At 55.1% G+C, this 19,291-nt stretch carries 20 protein-coding genes; 18 read left to right on the plus strand and 2 right to left on the minus strand.

The window, feature by feature from the left end; genetic code table 11:
* Positions 1-227 precede the first annotated feature (227 nt).
* The 12 genes from livK (at position 228) to ugpQ (ending at position 10,939) form a co-directional block, all read left to right on the plus strand.
* A complete protein-coding gene (gene livK, locus E2L00_RS17975; RefSeq protein WP_167614135.1) occupies positions 228-1,337 on the plus strand; it encodes a high-affinity branched-chain amino acid ABC transporter substrate-binding protein LivK in 1,110 nt (369 codons plus the stop codon).
* A gap of 65 nt (positions 1,338-1,402) precedes the next feature.
* Complete coding sequence (gene livH / locus E2L00_RS17980; RefSeq protein WP_167614137.1) at positions 1,403-2,329, plus strand: high-affinity branched-chain amino acid ABC transporter permease LivH; 927 nt, start codon at positions 1,403-1,405, stop codon at positions 2,327-2,329.
* A complete protein-coding gene (locus E2L00_RS17985) occupies positions 2,326-3,612 on the plus strand; it encodes a high-affinity branched-chain amino acid ABC transporter permease LivM (protein WP_167614139.1) in 1,287 nt (428 codons plus the stop codon). Before livH ends, E2L00_RS17985 begins: the two co-directional genes overlap by 4 nt.
* A complete protein-coding gene (livG, locus tag E2L00_RS17990) occupies positions 3,609-4,376 on the plus strand; it encodes a high-affinity branched-chain amino acid ABC transporter ATP-binding protein LivG (RefSeq protein WP_167614141.1) in 768 nt (255 codons plus the stop codon). Before E2L00_RS17985 ends, livG begins: the two co-directional genes overlap by 4 nt.
* The gene (gene livF / locus E2L00_RS17995) at positions 4,377-5,090 is read left to right on the plus strand and encodes a high-affinity branched-chain amino acid ABC transporter ATP-binding protein LivF (protein WP_167614143.1); all 714 of its coding nucleotides are present in this window, start codon (positions 4,377-4,379) and stop codon (positions 5,088-5,090) included. It abuts the gene before it with no gap.
* Positions 5,091-5,192: 102 nt separating this feature from the next.
* Positions 5,193-5,414 (plus strand): type II toxin-antitoxin system Phd/YefM family antitoxin, encoded by a 222-nt coding sequence (locus E2L00_RS18000; protein WP_167614145.1) that lies wholly within the window; start codon positions 5,193-5,195, stop codon positions 5,412-5,414.
* Positions 5,411-5,782 (plus strand): type II toxin-antitoxin system death-on-curing family toxin, encoded by a 372-nt coding sequence (locus E2L00_RS18005; RefSeq protein WP_167614147.1) that lies wholly within the window; start codon positions 5,411-5,413, stop codon positions 5,780-5,782. Before E2L00_RS18000 ends, E2L00_RS18005 begins: the two co-directional genes overlap by 4 nt.
* Before the next feature lie 140 nt (positions 5,783-5,922).
* Positions 5,923-7,254, plus strand: a complete 1,332-nt coding sequence (ugpB, locus tag E2L00_RS18010) for a sn-glycerol-3-phosphate ABC transporter substrate-binding protein UgpB (RefSeq protein ID WP_167614149.1) — start codon at positions 5,923-5,925, stop codon at positions 7,252-7,254.
* Between the two features lie 141 nt (positions 7,255-7,395).
* Positions 7,396-8,283 carry a sn-glycerol-3-phosphate ABC transporter permease UgpA gene (ugpA, locus tag E2L00_RS18015; protein ID WP_167614151.1) on the plus strand — a complete coding sequence of 296 codons (888 nt, stop codon included), beginning with the start codon at positions 7,396-7,398 and terminating at the stop codon, positions 8,281-8,283.
* Positions 8,280-9,125 (plus strand): sn-glycerol-3-phosphate ABC transporter permease UgpE, encoded by an 846-nt coding sequence (gene ugpE / locus E2L00_RS18020; RefSeq protein ID WP_167614152.1) that lies wholly within the window; start codon positions 8,280-8,282, stop codon positions 9,123-9,125. Before ugpA ends, ugpE begins: the two co-directional genes overlap by 4 nt.
* Positions 9,126-9,128: 3 nt before the next feature.
* The gene (locus E2L00_RS18025; protein ID WP_167614153.1) at positions 9,129-10,199 is read left to right on the plus strand and encodes a sn-glycerol-3-phosphate import ATP-binding protein UgpC; all 1,071 of its coding nucleotides are present in this window, start codon (positions 9,129-9,131) and stop codon (positions 10,197-10,199) included.
* A complete protein-coding gene (gene ugpQ / locus E2L00_RS18030) occupies positions 10,196-10,939 on the plus strand; it encodes a glycerophosphodiester phosphodiesterase (RefSeq protein WP_167614155.1) in 744 nt (247 codons plus the stop codon). The genes E2L00_RS18025 and ugpQ overlap by 4 nt, the downstream gene beginning before the upstream one ends.
* On the opposite strand, the gene E2L00_RS18035 is transcribed toward ugpQ, so the two are convergent.
* Entirely contained in the window at positions 10,926-11,372 is a 447-nt protein-coding gene (locus E2L00_RS18035) for a DUF2756 family protein (protein WP_167614157.1), read from the minus strand. The two genes, ugpQ and E2L00_RS18035, sit on opposite strands and share 14 nt — an antisense overlap.
* 123 nt (positions 11,373-11,495) lie before the next feature.
* On the opposite strand from E2L00_RS18035, the gene ggt reads away from it, so the two are divergent.
* Positions 11,496-13,298: a gamma-glutamyltransferase gene (ggt, locus tag E2L00_RS18040; RefSeq protein ID WP_167614159.1), complete on the plus strand. Its 1,803-nt coding sequence runs from the start codon at positions 11,496-11,498 to the stop codon at positions 13,296-13,298.
* Positions 13,299-13,327: 29 nt separating this feature from the next.
* Here the strand turns inward: ggt and yhhY are convergent, their stop codons facing one another.
* Entirely contained in the window at positions 13,328-13,825 is a 498-nt protein-coding gene (gene yhhY / locus E2L00_RS18045; protein WP_167614161.1) for an N-acetyltransferase, read from the minus strand.
* A gap of 442 nt (positions 13,826-14,267) precedes the next feature.
* Between yhhY and E2L00_RS18050 the strand changes: the two genes are divergently transcribed.
* From E2L00_RS18050 to gntU, 5 genes are all read left to right on the plus strand, one after another.
* Positions 14,268-15,305, plus strand: coding sequence for an oxidoreductase (locus E2L00_RS18050; protein WP_167614163.1), 1,038 nt, complete (start codon positions 14,268-14,270; stop codon positions 15,303-15,305).
* Positions 15,306-15,428: 123 nt separating this feature from the next.
* Positions 15,429-16,124, plus strand: a complete 696-nt coding sequence (locus tag E2L00_RS18055; protein ID WP_167614164.1) for a pirin family protein — start codon at positions 15,429-15,431, stop codon at positions 16,122-16,124.
* A gap of 95 nt (positions 16,125-16,219) precedes the next feature.
* Complete coding sequence (gene gntR, locus E2L00_RS18060; protein WP_167614166.1) at positions 16,220-17,215, plus strand: gluconate operon transcriptional repressor GntR; 996 nt, start codon at positions 16,220-16,222, stop codon at positions 17,213-17,215.
* Positions 17,216-17,383: 168 nt separating this feature from the next.
* On the plus strand, positions 17,384-17,917 hold the full coding sequence (gene gntK, locus E2L00_RS18065; protein WP_167614167.1) for a gluconokinase: 534 nt from the start codon (positions 17,384-17,386) through the stop codon (positions 17,915-17,917).
* Positions 17,914-19,254: a gluconate transporter gene (gntU, locus tag E2L00_RS18070; protein WP_167614169.1), complete on the plus strand. Its 1,341-nt coding sequence runs from the start codon at positions 17,914-17,916 to the stop codon at positions 19,252-19,254. The genes gntK and gntU overlap by 4 nt, the downstream gene beginning before the upstream one ends.
* Positions 19,255-19,291: the final 37 nt, after the last annotated feature.

Here is a 19,291-nt window from a genome sequence, read left to right on the forward strand (position 1 = left end):
ATTTTATGCTGAAAGCAGCGCTTTTTTTTGTTTCACTCAGCTCAAATACAGAATAATATCTCTGCTTAATCGCCTGAAAAATAGAGCTTTTAGCTGGAAAAATTGTAAATTCTGCCGCTAAGCCCTTCAAGGCAATGATAAAAATCGGAATTGATTATAAAAAGCTCTGGATATTTATTAGCCAGCATAAGACCACAGAATCACGAAAGAAATGGGGATTGAAACGGATGAAAATGAACGCGAAGACATTACTCGCCGGGATAGTTGCTTTGGCGGTGTCTCACGCGGCAACCGCTGCAGATATTAAAGTCGCCGTTGTTGGGGCAATGTCTGGCCCGGTCGCACAATGGGGTGATATGGAGTTCAACGGCGCGCGTCAGGCTATCAAAGACATCAACGCCAAAGGCGGTATCAAAGGCGATAAGCTGGTCGCGGTTGAATATGACGATGCATGCGATCCAAAACAGGCCGTTGCGGTTGCCAACAAAATTGTTAACGACGGCGTGCGCTATGTGATTGGCCACCTGTGCTCCTCTTCCACTCAGCCTGCGTCTGATATCTACGAAGACGAAGGCATTCTGATGATTACCCCCGGCGCGACAAACCCGGAGCTGACCAGCCGTGGCTACGAGATGATCATGCGTACCGCGGGTCTGGATTCATCCCAGGGACCAACGGCTTCCAAATACATTCTTGAGCACGTTAAACCGCAGCGTATCGCCATCATCCATGACAAACAGCAGTACGGCGAAGGCCTGGCGCGTTCGGTGCAGGACGGCCTGAAAAAAGCGGGCGCCAATATCGTCTTCTTTGACGGCATCACCGCGGGCGATAAAGATTTCTCCACGCTGGTTGCGCGCCTGCAAAAAGAAAATATCGATTTTGTTTACTACGGCGGTTACTACCCGGAAATGGGGCAGATCCTGCGCCAGGCGCGGGCTGTAGGCCTGAAAACCCAGTTTATGGGGCCAGAAGGCGTGGGTAACGCATCGCTGTCTAATATTGCAGGTCCGGCGGGCGAAGGCATGCTTGTCACCATGCCAAAACGCTATGACCAGGACCCGGCGAACAAAGCTATCGTTGCTGCGCTCAAAGCGCAGAAGAAAGACCCAAGCGGCCCGTATGTGTGGATCACCTATGCAGCCGTGCAGTCTCTGGCAACCGCGCTTGAACGCAGCGGCAGCGCAGAACCTGCGGATCTGGTTAAAGATTTGAAAGCAAACGGTGCAAAAACCGTGATTGGGCCGCTGAACTGGGATGCAAAAGGCGATTTGAAGGGATTTGAGTTTGGTGTCTTCCAGTGGCACGCCGATGGCTCGTCCTCCGTGGCGAAATAAAGCGGCTACATTAGTCATCCCACCTTCCGGGCGCAAAACCCGGAAGGCATAAAAAAGGTTAAGTTATGTCCGAGCAGTTTCTCTATTTCCTGCAGCAGATGTTTAACGGCGTCACGCTGGGCAGCACCTACGCGCTGATCGCCATCGGCTATACCATGGTGTACGGCATTATCGGCATGATCAACTTCGCCCACGGCGAAGTGTATATGATTGGCAGCTACGTCTCGTTTATGATCATCGCGGCACTGATGATGCTGGGAATCGACGCAGGCTGGATGCTGGTTGGGGCCGGATTCATCGGCGCGATTATCATTGCCAGCGCCTATGGCTGGAGCATCGAACGCGTGGCCTATAAGCCGGTGCGTAACTCCAAGCGTCTGATTGCCCTTATCTCCGCCATCGGTATGTCTATCTTCCTGCAGAACTATGTCAGCCTGACGGAAGGTTCCCGTGATATCGCCTTGCCAAGCCTGTTTAACGGCCAGTGGGTTATCGGTGCGAGTGAAAACTTCACCGCCACCATCACTACTATGCAGCTTGTTATCTGGGTCGTGACCTTCCTTGCGATGCTGGCGCTGACGTTGTTTATCCGATATTCCCGCATGGGACGCGCCTGCCGCGCCTGCGCAGAAGATCTGAAAATGGCGAGCCTGCTGGGCATCAACACCGATCGCGTTATCTCCCTGACCTTCGTGATTGGTGCGGCGATGGCCGCCGTTGCTGGCGTGTTGCTCGGCCAGTTCTACGGCGTAATCAACCCTTACATCGGCTTTATGGCGGGTATGAAAGCCTTTACCGCGGCGGTTCTCGGCGGTATCGGCAGTATTCCTGGCGCGATGATTGGCGGGCTGATTCTGGGCGTTGCCGAAGCGCTGACCTCAGCGTATCTGAGCACCGAATATAAAGACGTTGTCTCCTTTGCCCTGCTGATCGTGGTGCTGCTGGTGATGCCTACCGGCATCCTGGGCCGTCCGGAGGTCGAAAAAGTATGAAACCGATGCATATTGTCTTTTCTGCGCTTTCGGCAGCGATGTTCTTCGTGCTGGCCGCCGTGTTTATGGGTGTGCAGCTCAGCCTGGACGGCACGAAGCTTGTCGTAAACAGCGCTGATTCCGTACGCTGGGAATGGGTCTGGATCGGCACTGCGGTTGTGTTTGTATTCCAGTTGTTGCGCCCTGCGTTCCAGAAAGGCCTGAAGAAAGTCTCCGGGCCGAAGTTTGTGCTGCCCGCGCTGGATGGCTCAACGCCGAAACAAAAAATCTTCCTGTTTGCTCTGCTGATCCTCGCCGTGGCGTGGCCGTTTATGGTGTCACGCGGGACGGTGGATATCGCTACGCTGACGATGATCTACATCATCCTCGGCCTTGGTCTGAACGTGGTGGTCGGCCTGTCCGGCCTGCTGGTGCTGGGTTACGGCGGCTTCTATGCCATCGGCGCCTATACCTTCGCGCTGCTTAACCATTATTACGGCCTGGGATTCTGGACCTGCCTGCCGATTGCCGGCCTGGTGTCTGCCGCCGCGGGCTTCCTGCTCGGCTTCCCGGTGCTGCGCCTGCGCGGCGATTACCTGGCGATTGTGACGCTCGGCTTCGGCGAAATCGTCCGTATCCTGCTGCTGAACAACACTGAAATCACCGGCGGTCCGAACGGCATCAGCCAGATCCCGAAACCAACGCTGTTCGGCCTGGAATTCAGCCGTAGCGCGCGTGAAGGCGGCTGGGATACGTTCAGCAACTTCTTTAACATCGCCTATAACCCCGGCGATCGCATTATCTTCCTCTACCTCGTCGCGCTCCTGCTGGTGGTGCTGTCGCTGTTCGTGATTAACCGCCTGCTGCGTATGCCGCTGGGCCGTGCGTGGGAAGCGCTGCGTGAAGATGAAATCGCCTGCCGTTCGCTGGGCCTGAACCCAACGCGCATCAAGCTGACCGCTTTCACTATCAGCGCCGCGTTTGCCGGCTTTGCCGGTACGCTGTTTGCCGCGCGCCAGGGTTTCGTGAGCCCGGAATCGTTCACCTTCGCGGAATCCGCGTTTGTGCTGGCGATTGTAGTGCTCGGCGGGATGGGCTCGCAGTTTGCCGTGATCCTCGCAGCCGTGCTGCTGGTGGTCTCGCGTGAGCTGATGCGTGACCTTAACGAATACAGCATGCTGGTGCTCGGTGGCCTGATGGTGCTGATGATGATCTGGCGTCCGCAAGGCCTGTTGCCGATGACGCGTCCGCAACTGAAGCTGAAGAAAGAGCAGGTGGAACAAGTGAAAGGAGAGCAGGCATGAGACAGCCATTGTTATCCGTAGACGGCCTGATGATGCGTTTCGGCGGCCTGCTCGCCGTCAATAATGTCACCCTGGAGCTGTATCCTCAGGAAATCGTCTCGCTCATCGGCCCGAACGGCGCCGGTAAAACCACCGTTTTCAACTGCCTGACGGGCTTCTACAAACCGACCGGCGGCAGCATCATGCTACGCGACCAGCATCTTGAAGGCCTGCCGGGCCAGCAAATTGCGCGTATGGGCGTAGTGCGCACTTTCCAGCACGTGCGCCTGTTCCGTGAAATGACGGTGATTGAAAACCTGCTGGTGGCTCAGCATATGCAGCTCAAAACCGGCGTGTTCTCGGGGCTGCTGAAAACGCCGGGCTTCCGTCGCGCACAAAGTGAAGCGCTGGACCGTGCCGCCACCTGGCTTGAGCGTATCGGCCTGCTTGAGCAGGCAAACCGCCAGGCAAGCAACCTTGCTTATGGCGATCAGCGTCGGCTGGAGATTGCCCGCTGCATGGTAACGCAGCCGGAAATCCTGATGCTTGATGAGCCTGCCGCTGGCCTTAATCCAAAGGAAACACACGAGCTTGATGAGCTGATTATGGAGCTCCGTAACCATCACAACACCACCGTGCTGCTGATTGAGCACGATATGAAGCTGGTGATGGGCATTTCTGACAGGATTTACGTCGTTAACCAGGGAACGCCGCTTGCAAACGGCACGCCGGAGCAAATCCGTAATAACCCTGACGTAATCCGTGCTTATTTGGGCGAGGCGTAAATGGAAAATATCATGTTGTCTTTTGACCAGGTAAGCGCCCACTACGGCAAGATTCAGGCGCTTCACGAGGTCAGTCTACATATCAATCAGGGCGAGATTGTCACTCTGATTGGCGCGAACGGCGCCGGTAAAACGACGCTGCTGGGGACGTTATGCGGCGATCCGCGTGCGAGCAGCGGTAAAATTACCTTTGATGGCAAAGATATTACCGACTGGCACACGGCGCGCATCATGCGTGAAGCGGTAGCGATAGTGCCGGAAGGCCGTCGCGTGTTTTCGCGTATGACGGTAGAAGAGAATCTGGCGATGGGCGGTTTTTTCGCAGACAAAGACCAGTATCACGCGCGTATCAAGCGTGTTTACGATCTGTTCCCGCGTCTGCATGAACGCCGTATCCAGCGGGCGGGCACTATGTCCGGCGGGGAGCAGCAGATGCTGGCGATTGGCCGCGCGCTGATGAGCCAGCCTCGCCTGTTGCTGCTTGATGAGCCGTCTCTTGGCCTCGCACCTATTATCATCCAGCAGATTTTCGACACTATCGAACAACTGCGTAGTGAAGGCATGACCATCTTCCTCGTCGAGCAGAACGCCAACCAAGCGCTGAAGCTTGCCGACCGCGGCTACGTGCTGGAAAACGGCCACGTGGTGCTGGAAGACACCGGTGATGCACTGCTGGCTAACGAAGCGGTGCGTAGCGCTTATCTCGGCGGGTAATTGCCCTGACTTGTAAAGGAGCCTGCGGGCTCCTTTTTTATGGTTATTTCATTAGCTGTACTTCATACGTGTACAGTATTTCTGTACGTAAAGGAGTAGATCATGACCACCATGAATTACAGTGAAGCACGTCAGAACCTCGCGGCGGCATTGGATTTAGCGGCTGAAGGCCAACCGGTAACTATTACTCGCCGTGGTCATAAGTCAGCAGTGATCATCAGTGCTGAAGAGTTTGGGCGTTATCAGGAGGCAAAAATGGATGCAGAATTCACCGCCATCATGCATGTTCATGGTGACGAGATAAGGGCACTGGCAGATAAATGACCGTACAATTTATCTCAGCGGACGAGATAATTCACTTTCATGACAGGATTTTACAGGCCACTCCTGGCGTCCCTGGTATGCCCGATCGCGGGAGGGCAGAAGCACTGCTTTACCGACTATTAAACAAGCATATCTATGAAGGTGTGGATGATATTTATTTACTGGCGGCAATGCATTTATTAGCTATTTCCCGCGGCCATATTTTTAATGAAGGTAATAAGCGCACGGCGCTGTTTATTACTTTGCTTTTCCTGCGGCGAAACGGAATTAATCTGCCTGCCAGCGGTAAATTTGTTGATCTAACGGTAAACGCAGCTACAGGCCGACTTTCTGCCGAAGATATTTCAAATCAACTGCGCCTGGCGTAAGTTGGTCATCTTTCCTTTATCTCTCCGTCACCGTTCTGTCATCTCCCGGTTATTTTTCTGTCATACGCGCATGTCATGTTGTGATGCGAACAAAAACGCGCGTTTCCGCGTTTTTAACTTCATAACAAGAGAGACAAAACATGACCGCATCGTTACGACGTAAAGCCCTTTATCTGGCTCTTTGCCTGGTGCCCGGATGTGCGCTCAGCAGCAACGCCATCGCCGCAACCTCTATTCCTTTCTGGCACTCGATGGAAGGAGAGCTGGGCAAGGAAGTGGATTCTCTGGCAGGCCGCTTCAACGAAACGCATCCTGATTACAAAATTGTCCCGGTTTATAAAGGTAACTACGAACAGAGCCTGGCAGCGGGCATTGCGGCTTTCCGCTCCGGTAACGCGCCGGCAATTCTTCAGGTTTACGAAGTCGGTACGGCGACCATGATGGCCTCAAAAGCCATTAAGCCGGTATATGAAGTATTTAATGATGCCGGCATTAAATTTGATGAATCACAGTTTGTGCCGACGGTTTCCGGTTATTACACCGATGCTAAAACCGGGCATTTGCTCTCCCAGCCGTTTAACAGCTCCACGCCGGTGCTGTATTACAACAAAGACGCCTTTAAAAAAGCCGGGCTTAACCCGGACCAGCCGCCAAAAACCTGGCAGGACCTGGCGGAGTACACCGCTAAACTTAAAGCTGCGGGCATGAAGTGCGGCTACGCCAGCGGCTGGCAGGGCTGGATCCAGATTGAAAACTTCAGCGCCTGGCACGGCCTGCCGGTTGCTACCAAAAATAATGGTTTTGACGGCACCGATGCGGTTCTTGAATTCAATAAGCCAGAGCAGGTCAAGCATATCGCCCTGCTGGAAGCGCTGAATAAGAAAGGCGATTTCAGCTACTTTGGCCGCAAAGATGAATCCACCGAGAAGTTCTACAACGGTGACTGCGCAATTACCACGGCTTCTTCCGGGTCGCTGGCCGATATCCGCCAGTACGCCAAATTCAACTACGGCGTAGGCATGATGCCTTACGACGCAGACGTGCCGAACGCGCCGCAGAACGCCATTATCGGCGGCGCCAGCCTGTGGGTCATGCAGGGCAAAGACGCCGCGACTTACAAAGGCGTTGCCGAATTTATGCAATTCCTCGCCCAGCCGGAAATTGCCGCTGAATGGCACCAGAAAACCGGCTACCTGCCGATCACCAAAGCCGCTTACGACCTGACCCGCGAGCAGGGCTTCTATGAGAAAAATCCAGGGGCTGATATCGCCACCCGGCAGATGCTGAACAAGCCGCCGTTGCCGTTCACCAAAGGCCTGCGCCTGGGCAATATGCCGCAGATCCGCACCATTGTGGACGAAGAGCTGGAGTCCGTGTGGACCGGCAAGAAAACGCCTCAGCAGGCTTTAGATAGCGCGGTTGAGCGCGGGAATCAGCTTCTGCGTCGTTTTGAGCAGTCGACTAAGTCCTGATTGCGTCGGATGGTGCTTCGCTTATCCGACCTACGTTTAACATGGCTAACGATGGCGCGGCACTTATCCGACCTGGTTTTTCGTGACGTAGGGTGGATAAGGGCAAGCGCCATCCACCTTTAGCGTTTACAAGAGTTGCCTATGTCTTCATCTCGTCCGGTGTTCCGCTCAGGCTGGCTTCCTTACGCGTTAGTTCTGCCGCAGTTGGTTATCACCATTATCTTTTTCATCTGGCCTGCGGGCGAAGCGCTGTGGTATTCGCTGCAAAGCGTCGATCCCTTTGGGCTTTCCAGCACCTTTGTCGGGCTGGATAACTTCACCCAGCTTTTCCACGACGCTTACTATCTGGATGCTTTCTATACCACGCTGATTTTCAGCGGGCTGGTCGCGGGCAGCGGGCTACTGGTGTCGTTGTTTTTTGCCGCGCTGGTGGATTACGTCGTGCGCGGCAGCCGCTTATACCAGACGCTGATGCTGCTGCCTTATGCCGTCGCCCCGGCGATTGCGGCAGTGCTGTGGATCTTCCTGTTTAATCCGGGACGCGGCTTGCTTACCCATGTGCTGGAGCAGTTCGGCTATCACTGGAACCACGCGCAAAACAGCGGCCAGGCCATGTTTCTGGTGGTATTTGCCTCAGTGTGGAAGCAGATCAGCTACAACTTTCTGTTCTTCTTCGCGGCCCTGCAATCTATTCCCCGCTCGCTGGTTGAGGCTGCGGCTATCGACGGTGCCGGGCCGGTGCGGCGCTTCTTCAAACTATCGCTGCCGCTGATTGCGCCAGTGAGCTTCTTCCTGCTGGTCGTTAATCTGGTGTACGCATTCTTTGATACCTTTCCGGTTATTGATGCCGCCACGGGCGGCGGTCCGGTGCAGGCCACCACGACGCTTATCTACAAAATCTATCGTGAAGGATTCGCCGGGCTGGATCTCTCCGCGTCGGCCGCACAATCCGTGGTGCTGATGCTGCTGGTTATTGTCCTGACGGTCATCCAGTTCCGTTTCGTGGAACGTAAGGTGCGCTATCAATGATTGAGAACCGTCGCGGGCTGACGATCTTCAGCCACACTATGCTAATCCTCGGCATTATCGTGATTTTATTCCCGCTGTATGTCGCGTTTGTCGCCGCGACGCTGGACAACAACGCCGTATTCCAGACGCCGATGACGCTGATCCCCGGCGGCCATCTGCTGGAAAACATGGCCAACATCTGGATACACGGCGTGGGCGCCAACAGCGCGCCGTTTGGCCTGATGCTGTTCAACAGTTTTGTTATGGCGCTGGGCATCACGATAGGCAAAATCGCCGTGTCGATACTTTCCGCCTTCGCCATCGTCTGGTTCCGCTTCCCGCTGCGTAACCTCTTTTTCTGGATGATTTTTATTACCCTGATGCTGCCGGTTGAAGTGCGCATTTTCCCGACGGTGGAAGTCATCGCCAACCTGAAAATGCTCGACAGCTACGCGGGGCTGACTTTGCCGCTGATGGCCTCGGCAACCGCCACGTTCCTGTTCCGCCAGTTCTTTATGACGCTGCCGGACGAACTGCTGGAAGCCGCCCGTATCGATGGCGCATCGCCGATGCGTTTCTTCCGCGACATCGTGCTGCCGCTGTCGAAAACCAATCTGGCGGCGCTGTTCGTTATCACCTTTATCTATGGCTGGAACCAGTACCTGTGGCCGCTGCTGATTATCAGCGATGCGGATCTCGGCACCGCCGTGGCGGGCATCAAAGGGATGATGTCCTCCGGCGAAGGCACCACCCAGTGGAACCAGGTGATGGCGGCCATGTTGCTGACCCTTATCCCTCCGGTAATCATCGTTTTAGCGATGCAGCGCGCGTTTGTGCGTGGTCTGGTTGATAGTGAGAAATAACCCATGGCAGGATTGAAATTACAGGCAGTAAGCAAGAGCTGGGACGGCAAAACCCAGGTTATCCAGCCGCTGACGGTCGACGTGGCGGACGGCGAATTTATCGTAATGGTCGGTCCGTCCGGCTGCGGCAAATCCACGCTGTTACGCATGGTCGCCGGGCTTGAGCGCGTGACCAGCGGCGATATCTGGATTGACCGCCAGCGCGTCACCAACCTGGAACCGAAAGAGCGCGGCATCGCCATGGTGTTCCAGAACTATGCGCTCTATCCGCACATGAGCGTGGAAGAGAACATGGCCTGGGGGCTGAAAATTCGCGGCATGGGCAAAGGCCATATCCAGCAGAAAGTCACCGAAGCGGCGCGCATTCTGGAACTGGATGGCCTGTTAAAACGCAGACCGCGCGAGCTTTCCGGCGGGCAGCGCCAGCGGGTGGCGATGGGACGCGCTATCGTGCGCGATCCGGCGGTATTCCTGTTTGACGAGCCGCTCTCCAATCTAGACGCTAAGCTGCGCGTGCAGATGCGTCTTGAGCTGCAACAGCTTCACCGTCGGCTGAAAACTACCAGCCTCTATGTCACTCACGATCAGGTTGAGGCGATGACGCTGGCACAGCGTGTGATGGTGATGAATAAAGGTATTGTCGAGCAGATTGGGACGCCGGTCGAGGTTTACGAACGTCCTGCAAGCCGCTTTGTGGCAAGTTTTATCGGCTCGCCAGCTATGAATCTTCTGACAGGGAATATCAGCGCTGACGGTACGCGTTTCGCGCCAGACGATGGCCCGCTCCTGCCGCTGGGCGGCGTTTATTCCCATCTGCGTGAACGTGCGGTAACGCTGGGTATCCGCCCGGAACATATTGCGCTAAGCTCACAGGCCGCAGGAGGCATTCCGCTTGTCGTGGACACGCTGGAGATGCTCGGCGCAGATAATCTGGCACACGGCCGCTGGGGGGCGCAAAAACTGGTTGTGCGTCTCTCTCACCAGCAAAGGCCGCAGCCGGGCAGCACGCTATGGCTGCACTTGCCGGAGGAACATCTGCATTGCTTTGACGCAGAAAATGGACAACGTTTATGAGTAACTGGCCTTATCCCCACATTGTCGCCCACCGTGGCGGCGGTAAGCTGGCACCGGAAAACACCCTCGCCGCCATCGACATGGGCGCGCACTACGGCCACACCATGATTGAGTTTGACGCCAAGCTCACGAAAGACGGGCAAATTTTTCTGCTGCACGACGATACGCTTGAGCGTACCAGCAACGGCTGGGGCGTGGCGGGAGACCTGCCCTGGGATAAGCTGCTTGATGTCGATGCCGGAAGCTGGTTTGGCAGCAGATTTAAAGGTGAAAAGCTGCCGCTGCTTTCACAGGTGGCGGAGCGCTGCAAACAGCACGGCATGATGGCCAACATCGAAATCAAACCGACGACCGGCACGGAAACTCAAACCGGTAAAGCCGTTGCGCTGGCGGCTCGTGAGCTATGGCAGGGGCAGGCTGCGCCGCTGCTTTCCTCTTTCGCCATTACAGCGCTCGAAGCCGCACAGATTGCCGCCCCGGAACTGCCGCGTGGCTTGCTGCTGGATAAATGGCGTGACGACTGGCGCGAGCTAACCGAACGGCTTGGCTGCGTGTCGATTCATTTAAATCATAAGCTGTTAGATGAAACACGGGTGCAGGCGTTAAAGGCGGCGGGATTACGTATTCTGGTTTATACGGTGAATACTCCCCAGCGCGCGGAAAAGCTGCTGCGCTGGGGAGTGGACGCCATCTGTACCGACAGAATCGATATCATCGGTCCGGACTTTAAGGCCCGATAGTCTTCAGCGGAATAGTGGGCTGTGGGGTGGTGGTACTGCCAGGATTGAGCATGCTGCCGTTGGTTTTCGGCTGTAGCATGTGCTCCTGTTGCGCCGCTCGCTCGCCGCCGCTGAGCATCCCTCCGTTGGTATTCGGCAGCATCTGCTGTGTGCCTGCGTCCAGGTCATCAGGAAGCGTCTGCCTGACGCGCAGTTGCTGCTGCGTATTGTTGTTTATCTGCGATTCCAGATGCTGTTGCTGAACGCGCGTCTGGGTTTGTAACTGCTGGTTCAGCATCCCTTTTTGTTGCGTCTGCTGCGTCTGCATTTGTACCTGCATGCGCTGCTGGCTCGGGTTCTGATAATCCGGCAGATTCGGGTTATTCATTGTGTTGAGCGGCTGTGCGAAACTGAAAAGAGGCGCCAGGGCCGTCAGAAGCAATAATTTCTTCATCTTCACCTCCTCCATTTGGGGGATCTTCTAAGTTTACTCGTTTTCCACAAACGCGAAGATTATTTAGGATTTATAGACCAGGCTTATCTGGGGATTAGCCCTGAAAAGCCTGGAGAAATCATCATGAAGCAGTGGAAAACGAGTCACTGGAAAATAAGGCGCTGGTTTGCCATGCCTGCGCTGATGATAGCGCTGTGCTTTAGTGCCGGTGCGGCGCCGCCGCCGGTTGCCACGCCGGTCGCTACGCCGGTTGCTGCGCCAGCCGCCGCTCCCGTTTCTTACGGCGTTGAGGCGGACGTCTATCATCCGGTTCGCGCGCAGCACGGAATGGTCGCCTCTGTTGATGAGCTGGCGACGCAGGTGGGTGTCAATATTCTCAGGCAGGGCGGCAACGCGGTGGATGCGGCCGTTGCGGTAGGCTACGCGCTGGCGGTCACGCATCCGCAGGCCGGTAACCTCGGCGGCGGCGGTTTTATGATGCTGCGCACGAAAGATGGCCAGACCACCGCCATCGACTTCCGCGAAATGGCGCCGGAAAAAGCAACCCGCGATATGTTCCTTGATGAAAAAGGAAACGCCGACAGCAAAAAATCCCTCACCTCACATCTTGCCTCGGGTACGCCCGGGACGGTGGCGGGCTTCAGCCTTGCGCTGCAAAAATACGGCACGATGCCGCTCAATAAAGTTATTCAGCCCGCCATCAGGCTGGCACGGGACGGCATTACGGTTAACGATGCGCTGGCCGACGACCTGAAGCAGTACGGCGCAGAAGTGCTCCCCAACCACGAAAACAGCAAAGCGATTTTCTGGAAAGCCGACGGCAATCCGCTGCAAAAAGGCGATAAGCTGGTGCAAACCAATCTCGCCAAAAGCCTGGAAATGATTGCTGAAAACGGGCCGGACGCTTTTTATAAAGGCCCCATTGCCGATCGGATTGCCGAAGAAATGGCTAACAACGGCGGGCTGATAAGCAAAGCGGATCTGGCGAATTATAAAGCGGTTGAGCGTACGCCCATCAGCGGCCAGTATCGCGGTTATGAAGTGTTTTCCATGCCGCCGCCATCCTCAGGCGGTATCCACATCGTACAGATCCTCAATATCCTGGAGAACTTCGACCTCGCTAAATACGGCTTCGGCAGCGCGGACGCCATGCAGCTGATGGCGGAGGCGGAGAAATATGCCTATGCCGACCGCTCGGAATATCTGGGCGACCCGGATTTTGTCAAAGTCCCGTGGCAGGCGCTGACCAGCAAGGCCTACGCCAAATCACTGGCTGAGAAAATCGATCTCAACAAAGCGCTTCCGTCGAGCGAAATCAAGCCGGGACAGCTCGCGCCGTATGAAAGCAACCAGACCACGCATTTCTCGGTGGTGGATAAAGACGGCAACGCCGTGGCGGTGACCTATACGCTGAACACCATCTTCGGTACGGGCATCGTGGCGGGTAATACCGGTATTCTGATGAATAACGAAATGGACGATTTCTCCGCTAAACCGGGCGTGCCGAACGTCTACGGGCTGGTGGGCGGCGATGCTAACGCAGTTGGGCCGCATAAACGCCCGCTCTCTTCTATGTCGCCCACTATCGTGGTGAAAGATGGCAAAACCTGGCTGGTGACGGGCAGTCCGGGCGGCAGCCGAATTATCACCACCGTGCTGCAAATGGTGGTTAACAGCATTGACTTCGGAATGAACGTTGCCGAAGCGACCAATGCCCCGCGTTTCCATCACCAGTGGCTGCCGGATGAGCTCAGAGTTGAAAAAGGCTTTAGCCCGGATACGCTTAAATTGCTAAAAGATAAAGGGCAACATGTTGCGGTGAAAGAGGCGATGGGCAGCACGCAGAGCATTATGATCGCCCCGGATGGCGTGCTGTACGGCGCTTCCGATCCGCGCACGGTGGATGATTTAACGGCGGGTTATTAAAATTTGGCCCTCGTCTGAGGGCCAAAAAATTACCCAGGTTTAAAACGCGCCATAAAATACGCGTCGATATACTTCCCGTCGCGCAGGGCGAAATTTTTACCAACGCCTTCCTGCTCAAAGCCAAACTTGCGGTATACCGCCAGCGCTGGCGCGTTATCGACAAATACCGTCAGCTCGATGCGGTCGATCCTCAGCCAGTTATCACACAGGTCAACCATCTCCCGCAGTAAGGCTGTCGCCACGCCTCTGCCCTGATAATGGCTGTCCACGCCCATGCCAAAGGTGGCGACATGGCTGCGGCGCGGCGTTTGTTCCACCAGCAGCGTTAACTGCCCGACGACCTTATCGTCGATGCATGCCACCAGATTGCGGCTACCCGGTTTCGGGGCCGTCACGCGATCGTTCCACGTATGTAGCGGAGGATGAGGAAGCTGTAGCGTGTCACGGTATACCGCCGGTTGAGCATAAATCTGCTTCAGGGCTTCTGAATCTTCGATTTCGGCGTGACGCACTACGATTGCTTTCATCCTTTTATCCTCAATGAGTTACATAAACCCTTTAAACATCATTGACTTTCAATATGATGTCAACCGCACATTTTTTGAAATTTCGCTTTACAAGTGCGAATGATAATGATTATTATTGCCGTGCGTTCAGGGAGGACCCTTACGGAGACAACCTGAAAGCACGACATTGCTCACATTGCTTCCAGTATTACTTAGCCAGCCGGGTGCTGGCTTTTTTTTAGACTTCTTATTTGAAGCTGTAGCTGCGTTGGCTGCACTCCCTCACCCGAATCACTTACATAAGTAAGCTCATCGGGACTCGCTCCCTGGCCGCCTTGCTACAACTTCAACTAATTTGCCTAAAATGGGTTTTATCATGCCGTTGTAGGGCGGATAAACGAAGTGCCATCTGCCGCAGACTGAAGTAAGGTTAAAGGAACTCAAAGTCAAAAAGGACGAAGCAATGACCCTTCACTGCGCTTTTATTGGTTTTGGCAAAAGCACCACCCGCTACCATCTTCCTTACGTGCTGTTTCGCAAAGACAAATTTCACGTCGCCTCTATCTATCGCCGTCACGAAAAGCCGGAAATCGAGCGGCAGCCTCAGTACAGCCATATCCGTTTTACCAGCCGGTTAGATGAAGCGCTTTACGACCCGCAGGTCAAACTGGTGGTGGTCTGTACGCATGCGGATAGCCATTTCGAGTATGCGAAACGCGCGCTGGAGGCCGGTAAAAACGTGCTGGTGGAAAAGCCATTTACCCCAACGCTTGCCGAAGCAAAAGAACTTTTTGAGCTGGCGCGCGCTAAAGGGTTAACCGTCTCGCCTTATCAGAATCGCCGGTTTGACTCCTGCTTCCTGACGATGAAAAAAGCCGTTGAAAGCGGCAAGCTGGGGAGGATTGTTGAGGTGGAAAGCCACTTTGATATGTACCGCCCGGAAGCGGAAACCAAACCGGGTCTGCCCGCCGACGGCGCGTTCTACGGCCTTGGCGTCCATACCATGGATCAGATTATTTCGCTGTTTGGCCGCCCGGACCACGTGGCGTACGACATCCGCAGCGTGCGTAACAAAGCCAATCCGGACGATACCTTCGAAGCGCAGTTGTTCTACGGCGATATGAAAGCCATCGTCAAAACCAGCCACCTGGTAAAAATCGACTATCCGAAATTTATCGTTCACGGCACCAAAGGCTCGTTCGTTAAATACGGTATCGACCAGCAGGAAACCAGCCTGAAGGCGAATATCATGCCGGGCGAGCCAGGCTTCGCCGCAGACAGCAGCGTCGGCGTACTTGAGTATGTGAATGACGCCGGAGAAACGGTGCGCGAAGAGATGAAACCGGAGCAGGGCGATTATGGCCGCGTGTACGACGCGCTGTACGCAACCATCGTCAACGGCAGGCCGAATTTTGTCAGTGAAACTGAAGCATTCACCAACCTTGAAATCCTCGAACGTGGTTTCGAACAGGCTTCGCCTTCAACGGTGACGCTGGCCTGATAGCTAAACTGACGCCGTAGACTTGTTCATAATTTTTGAACAGAGGCGTCAAACTTCACCCACTATGATCGTGCCCTGAACGGGTCCACACTTACTCCATCAAACGTATTGAGGAGAAGTGAAATGATCTACTTAAGAAAAGCCGAAGAACGAGGGCATGCCAATCACGGTTGGCTGGATAGCTGGCATACCTTCTCTTTTGCCAACTATTACGATGCCAACTTTATGGGCTTCTCGGCACTGCGCGTTATTAATGAAGACGTAGTGGAAGCTGGTGAAGGCTTTGGTACGCACCCGCACAAGGACATGGAAATTCTGACTTATGTGCTGGAAGGCGCGGTAGCGCACCGGGACAGCATGGGTAACGAAGAGAAAGTCCCGGCAGGGGAATTCCAGATTATGAGCGCCGGCACGGGCATCACTCATTCTGAGTACAACCCAAGCGAAACCGAACGCCTGCGTCTGTACCAGATCTGGATCATTCCAGAAAAAACCGGCATCACGCCGCGCTATGACCAGCGTCGTTTTGATGCGCCGCAGGGCCGCCAGCTGGTGCTTTCACCAGATGCACGAGCCGGCTCTCTGAAGGTCTATCAGGATATGGAACTCTCGCGCTGGGCATTGGCGAAAGACGAGCAGTCTGTTTATCAGATCCCGGCAGATCGCCGCATCTGGATTCAGGTAGTGAAAGGCGATGTCTCTATCAACGGCACGCAGGCAAAAACCAGCGATGCCATTGCCGTGTGGGATGAGCAAGCCATTTCCGTTCACGCCAACGAAGCAAGCGAAATACTGCTGTTCGATTTGCCATCGGTCTGATAGTTATCCGTCACAACCTTCTCCTGAAACAGGGGAAGGTTGTGTTCGGGTCGTGCTAAACTTGCCTGTCAATATTGGAGAGGCTGGCACGGACCATGAAAAAGAAAAGACCGGTATTACAGGACGTTGCCGATCGCGTAGGGATCACTAAAATGACGGTGAGCCGTTTTCTGCGCAATCCCGACCAGGTATCTGCCGCGCTACAGGTAAAAATTGCCGCCGCGCTGGACGATCTGGGCTACATCCCAAACCGGGCTCCCGATATTCTTTCTAATTCCACCAGCCGCGCCATCGGCGTTTTGCTGCCTTCGCTTACCAACCAGGTGTTCGCGGAAGTGCTGCGCGGCATCGAAAACGTGATTGATGCTTACGGCTATCAGACCATGCTTGCCCACTACGGTTATAAACCGGAGCTGGAAGAAGAACGTCTGGAATCGATGCTTTCCTGGAATATTGATGGTCTTATTCTCACCGAACGCACCCACACCCCACGCACGCTTAAAATGATCGAAGTGGCCGGTATCCCGGTTGTGGAACTCATGGACAGCGTTTCGCCGTGCCTTGATATTGCCGTTGGTTTCGATAACTTTGAAGCGGCGCGCCAGATGACGGCGGCGATTATAGCCCGCGGCCACCGCCATGTGGCCTATCTCGGCGCGCGTCTTGATGAACGTACGGTTATCAAGCAGCGTGGTTACGAGCAGGCGATGCGCGATGCCGGCCTGGTTCCCTATAGCGTGATGGTCGAACAATCCTCTTCTTATTCCACCGGTATTGAGCTGTTCCGCCAGGCGCGACGGGAATATCCGCAGCTTGACAGCATCTTCTGTACCAACGATGACTTAGCCATCGGCGCCGCATTTGAATGTCAGCGGCAGGGGTTAAGCATTCCCCACGATATGGCAATCGCCGGTTTCCACGGCCACGATATTGGCCAGGTGATGGAGCCACGGCTGGCGAGCGTCCTGACGCCGCGTGAACGCATGGGCCGCATTGGCGCAGAGCGTTTGCTGGCGAGAATTCGCGGCGAAGAGGTGTCCCCGCAGCTGCTCGATCTGGGCTTTACGCTCTCGCCGGGCGGCTCAATCTAGCAGCGCTAAAAGTTGACGTAGTTCACACTTATACGCTTTTTAACGGAATGGTTATTGCTTATTGCCCAACTGCTCCTGACAATGTTACCGATAACAGTTACCCGTAACAACGAAGGCGAGCGCGGTGGCTGATAATTACGTAATCATTGTGTCAGTCGGAGCCACGCTATGAGCACTACGAACCATGACCACCATATCTATGTCCTGATGGGCGTTTCCGGCAGCGGCAAGTCCGTTGTTGCCGGTGAAGTCGCCTACCGGTTGAAGGCCGCTTTTCTGGACGGCGATTTTCTGCATCCGCGCAGCAACATCACAAAAATGGCTTCCGGTGAGCCGTTAAACGACGAAGACCGCAAGCCCTGGCTGCAGGCGCTAAACGATGCCGCATTCGCGATGCAACGCACCAACAAAGTCTCTTTGATCGTCTGTTCTTCGCTGAAGAAGATCTATCGCGACCAGCTGCGTGACGGTAACCCAAACCTTTCTTTCATCTATCTGAAAGGGGATTTTGAAGTCATTGAAAGCCGTCTGAAAGCGCGTAAAGGCCACTTCTTCAAACCGCAAATGTTAGTGACTCAGTTTGAGACGTTAGAAGCGCCGCAGGCAGAAGAAAAAGATGTGCTGGTCGTTGATATCGACCAGTCGCTGGAAGAGGTTGTCGCCAGCACAATCGCTTTAATCAATAAAGGCAGTGCGCAGTGAGTACATTAACGCTTGTTTTAACAGCAGTAGGATCGGTTTTACTGCTGCTGTTTTTGGTCATGAAGGCGCGTATGCACGCCTTCGTTGCTTTGATGGTGGTTTCTATTGGTGCAGGGCTGTTTTCCGGCATGCCGCTCGACAAAATCGCGGCAACCATGGAAAAAGGGATGGGCGGTACGCTGGGCTTCCTGGCAATCGTCGTCGCGCTGGGCGCAATGTTCGGCAAAATCCTTCATGAGACGGGCGCGGTTGACCAGATTGCGGTCAAAATGCTCAAGTCCTTTGGCCATAGTCGTGCCCATTATGCGATTGGCCTGGCAGGTTTAATTTGTGCCCTGCCGCTGTTCTTTGAAGTGGCGATTGTGCTGCTGATAAGCGTTGCGTTCTCTATGGCGCGCCACACGGGAACCAACCTCGTTAAGCTTGTTATTCCTTTGTTCGCAGGCGTTGCTGCGGCCGCAGCCTTTCTGCTGCCGGGGCCCGCGCCAATGCTGCTGGCCTCGCAGATGCACGCGGACTTCGGCTGGATGATTCTTATTGGCCTGTGCGCGGCTATCCCCGGCATGATAGTCGCCGGTCCGCTGTTCGGTAACTTCATCAGCAAGTACGTTGAGCTACACATTCCTGACGACATTACCGAGCCGCATTTAGGCGAGGGCAAACTGCCGTCGTTCGGCTTTAGCCTGTCGCTGATCCTGCTGCCGCTGGTGCTGGTTGGCCTGAAAACTATCGCCGCTCGCTTTGTTGCGCAAGGATCGACGCTGTACCAGTGGCTGGAGTTTATCGGGCACCCGTTCACGGCGATTCTGGTGGCCTGCCTGGTGGCGACTTACGGCCTGGCTATCCGTCGCGGCATGCCGAAAGAAAAAGTCATGGAAATCTGCGGCCACGCGCTGCAGCCTGCGGGCATTATCCTGCTGGTCATCGGTGCCGGTGGCGTGTTCAAGCAGGTGCTGGTGGATTCCGGCGTTGGCCCGGCATTGGGTGAAGCGTTGACAGGCCTGGGTCTGCCGATTGCGGTAACCTGTTTTGTGCTGGCGGCGGCCGTGCGTATTATTCAGGGGTCCGCTACGGTTGCCTGTCTGACCGCCGTTGGCCTGGTGATGCCGGTCATTGAACAGCTGAACTACAACGGCGCGCAGATGGCTGCTTTGTCTATCTGCATTGCGGGCGGCTCTATCGTCGTCAGCCACGTAAATGACGCGGGCTTCTGGCTGTTCGGCAAATTTACCGGCGCGACAGAAGGACAAACCCTGAAAACCTGGACGATGATGGAAACTATCCTCGGCACCACCGGGGCGATTGTCGGGATGATAGCGTTTACGCTGCTGTCCTGAGTTTAATGTTCCCCTTCCCTGCAAGGAGAAGGGGAAA

The organism is Cedecea colo, from assembly GCF_011808225.1.
In the GTDB taxonomy this organism is placed as follows: domain Bacteria; phylum Pseudomonadota; class Gammaproteobacteria; order Enterobacterales; family Enterobacteriaceae; genus Dryocola; species Dryocola colo.

What these genes read in the sequence shown, in the direction of transcription:
- livK (WP_167614135.1), top strand. Translation starts at nt 228, where the DNA reads ATGAAAATGAACGCGAAGACATTACTCGCCGGGATAGTTGCTTTGGCG.
- livH (WP_167614137.1), top strand. Translation starts at nt 1,403, where the DNA reads ATGTCCGAGCAGTTTCTCTATTTCCTGCAGCAGATGTTTAACGGCGTC.
- E2L00_RS17985 (WP_167614139.1), top strand. Translation starts at nt 2,326, where the DNA reads ATGAAACCGATGCATATTGTCTTTTCTGCGCTTTCGGCAGCGATGTTC.
- livG (WP_167614141.1), top strand. Translation starts at nt 3,609, where the DNA reads ATGAGACAGCCATTGTTATCCGTAGACGGCCTGATGATGCGTTTCGGC.
- livF (WP_167614143.1), top strand. Translation starts at nt 4,377, where the DNA reads ATGGAAAATATCATGTTGTCTTTTGACCAGGTAAGCGCCCACTACGGC.
- E2L00_RS18000 (WP_167614145.1), top strand. Translation starts at nt 5,193, where the DNA reads ATGACCACCATGAATTACAGTGAAGCACGTCAGAACCTCGCGGCGGCA.
- E2L00_RS18005 (WP_167614147.1), top strand. Translation starts at nt 5,411, where the DNA reads ATGACCGTACAATTTATCTCAGCGGACGAGATAATTCACTTTCATGAC.
- ugpB (WP_167614149.1), top strand. Translation starts at nt 5,923, where the DNA reads ATGACCGCATCGTTACGACGTAAAGCCCTTTATCTGGCTCTTTGCCTG.
- ugpA (WP_167614151.1), top strand. Translation starts at nt 7,396, where the DNA reads ATGTCTTCATCTCGTCCGGTGTTCCGCTCAGGCTGGCTTCCTTACGCG.
- ugpE (WP_167614152.1), top strand. Translation starts at nt 8,280, where the DNA reads ATGATTGAGAACCGTCGCGGGCTGACGATCTTCAGCCACACTATGCTA.
- E2L00_RS18025 (WP_167614153.1), top strand. Translation starts at nt 9,129, where the DNA reads ATGGCAGGATTGAAATTACAGGCAGTAAGCAAGAGCTGGGACGGCAAA.
- ugpQ (WP_167614155.1), top strand. Translation starts at nt 10,196, where the DNA reads ATGAGTAACTGGCCTTATCCCCACATTGTCGCCCACCGTGGCGGCGGT.
- E2L00_RS18035 (WP_167614157.1), bottom strand. Translation starts at nt 11,372, where the DNA reads ATGAAGAAATTATTGCTTCTGACGGCCCTGGCGCCTCTTTTCAGTTTC.
- ggt (WP_167614159.1), top strand. Translation starts at nt 11,496, where the DNA reads ATGAAGCAGTGGAAAACGAGTCACTGGAAAATAAGGCGCTGGTTTGCC.
- yhhY (WP_167614161.1), bottom strand. Translation starts at nt 13,825, where the DNA reads ATGAAAGCAATCGTAGTGCGTCACGCCGAAATCGAAGATTCAGAAGCC.
- E2L00_RS18050 (WP_167614163.1), top strand. Translation starts at nt 14,268, where the DNA reads ATGACCCTTCACTGCGCTTTTATTGGTTTTGGCAAAAGCACCACCCGC.
- E2L00_RS18055 (WP_167614164.1), top strand. Translation starts at nt 15,429, where the DNA reads ATGATCTACTTAAGAAAAGCCGAAGAACGAGGGCATGCCAATCACGGT.
- gntR (WP_167614166.1), top strand. Translation starts at nt 16,220, where the DNA reads ATGAAAAAGAAAAGACCGGTATTACAGGACGTTGCCGATCGCGTAGGG.
- gntK (WP_167614167.1), top strand. Translation starts at nt 17,384, where the DNA reads ATGAGCACTACGAACCATGACCACCATATCTATGTCCTGATGGGCGTT.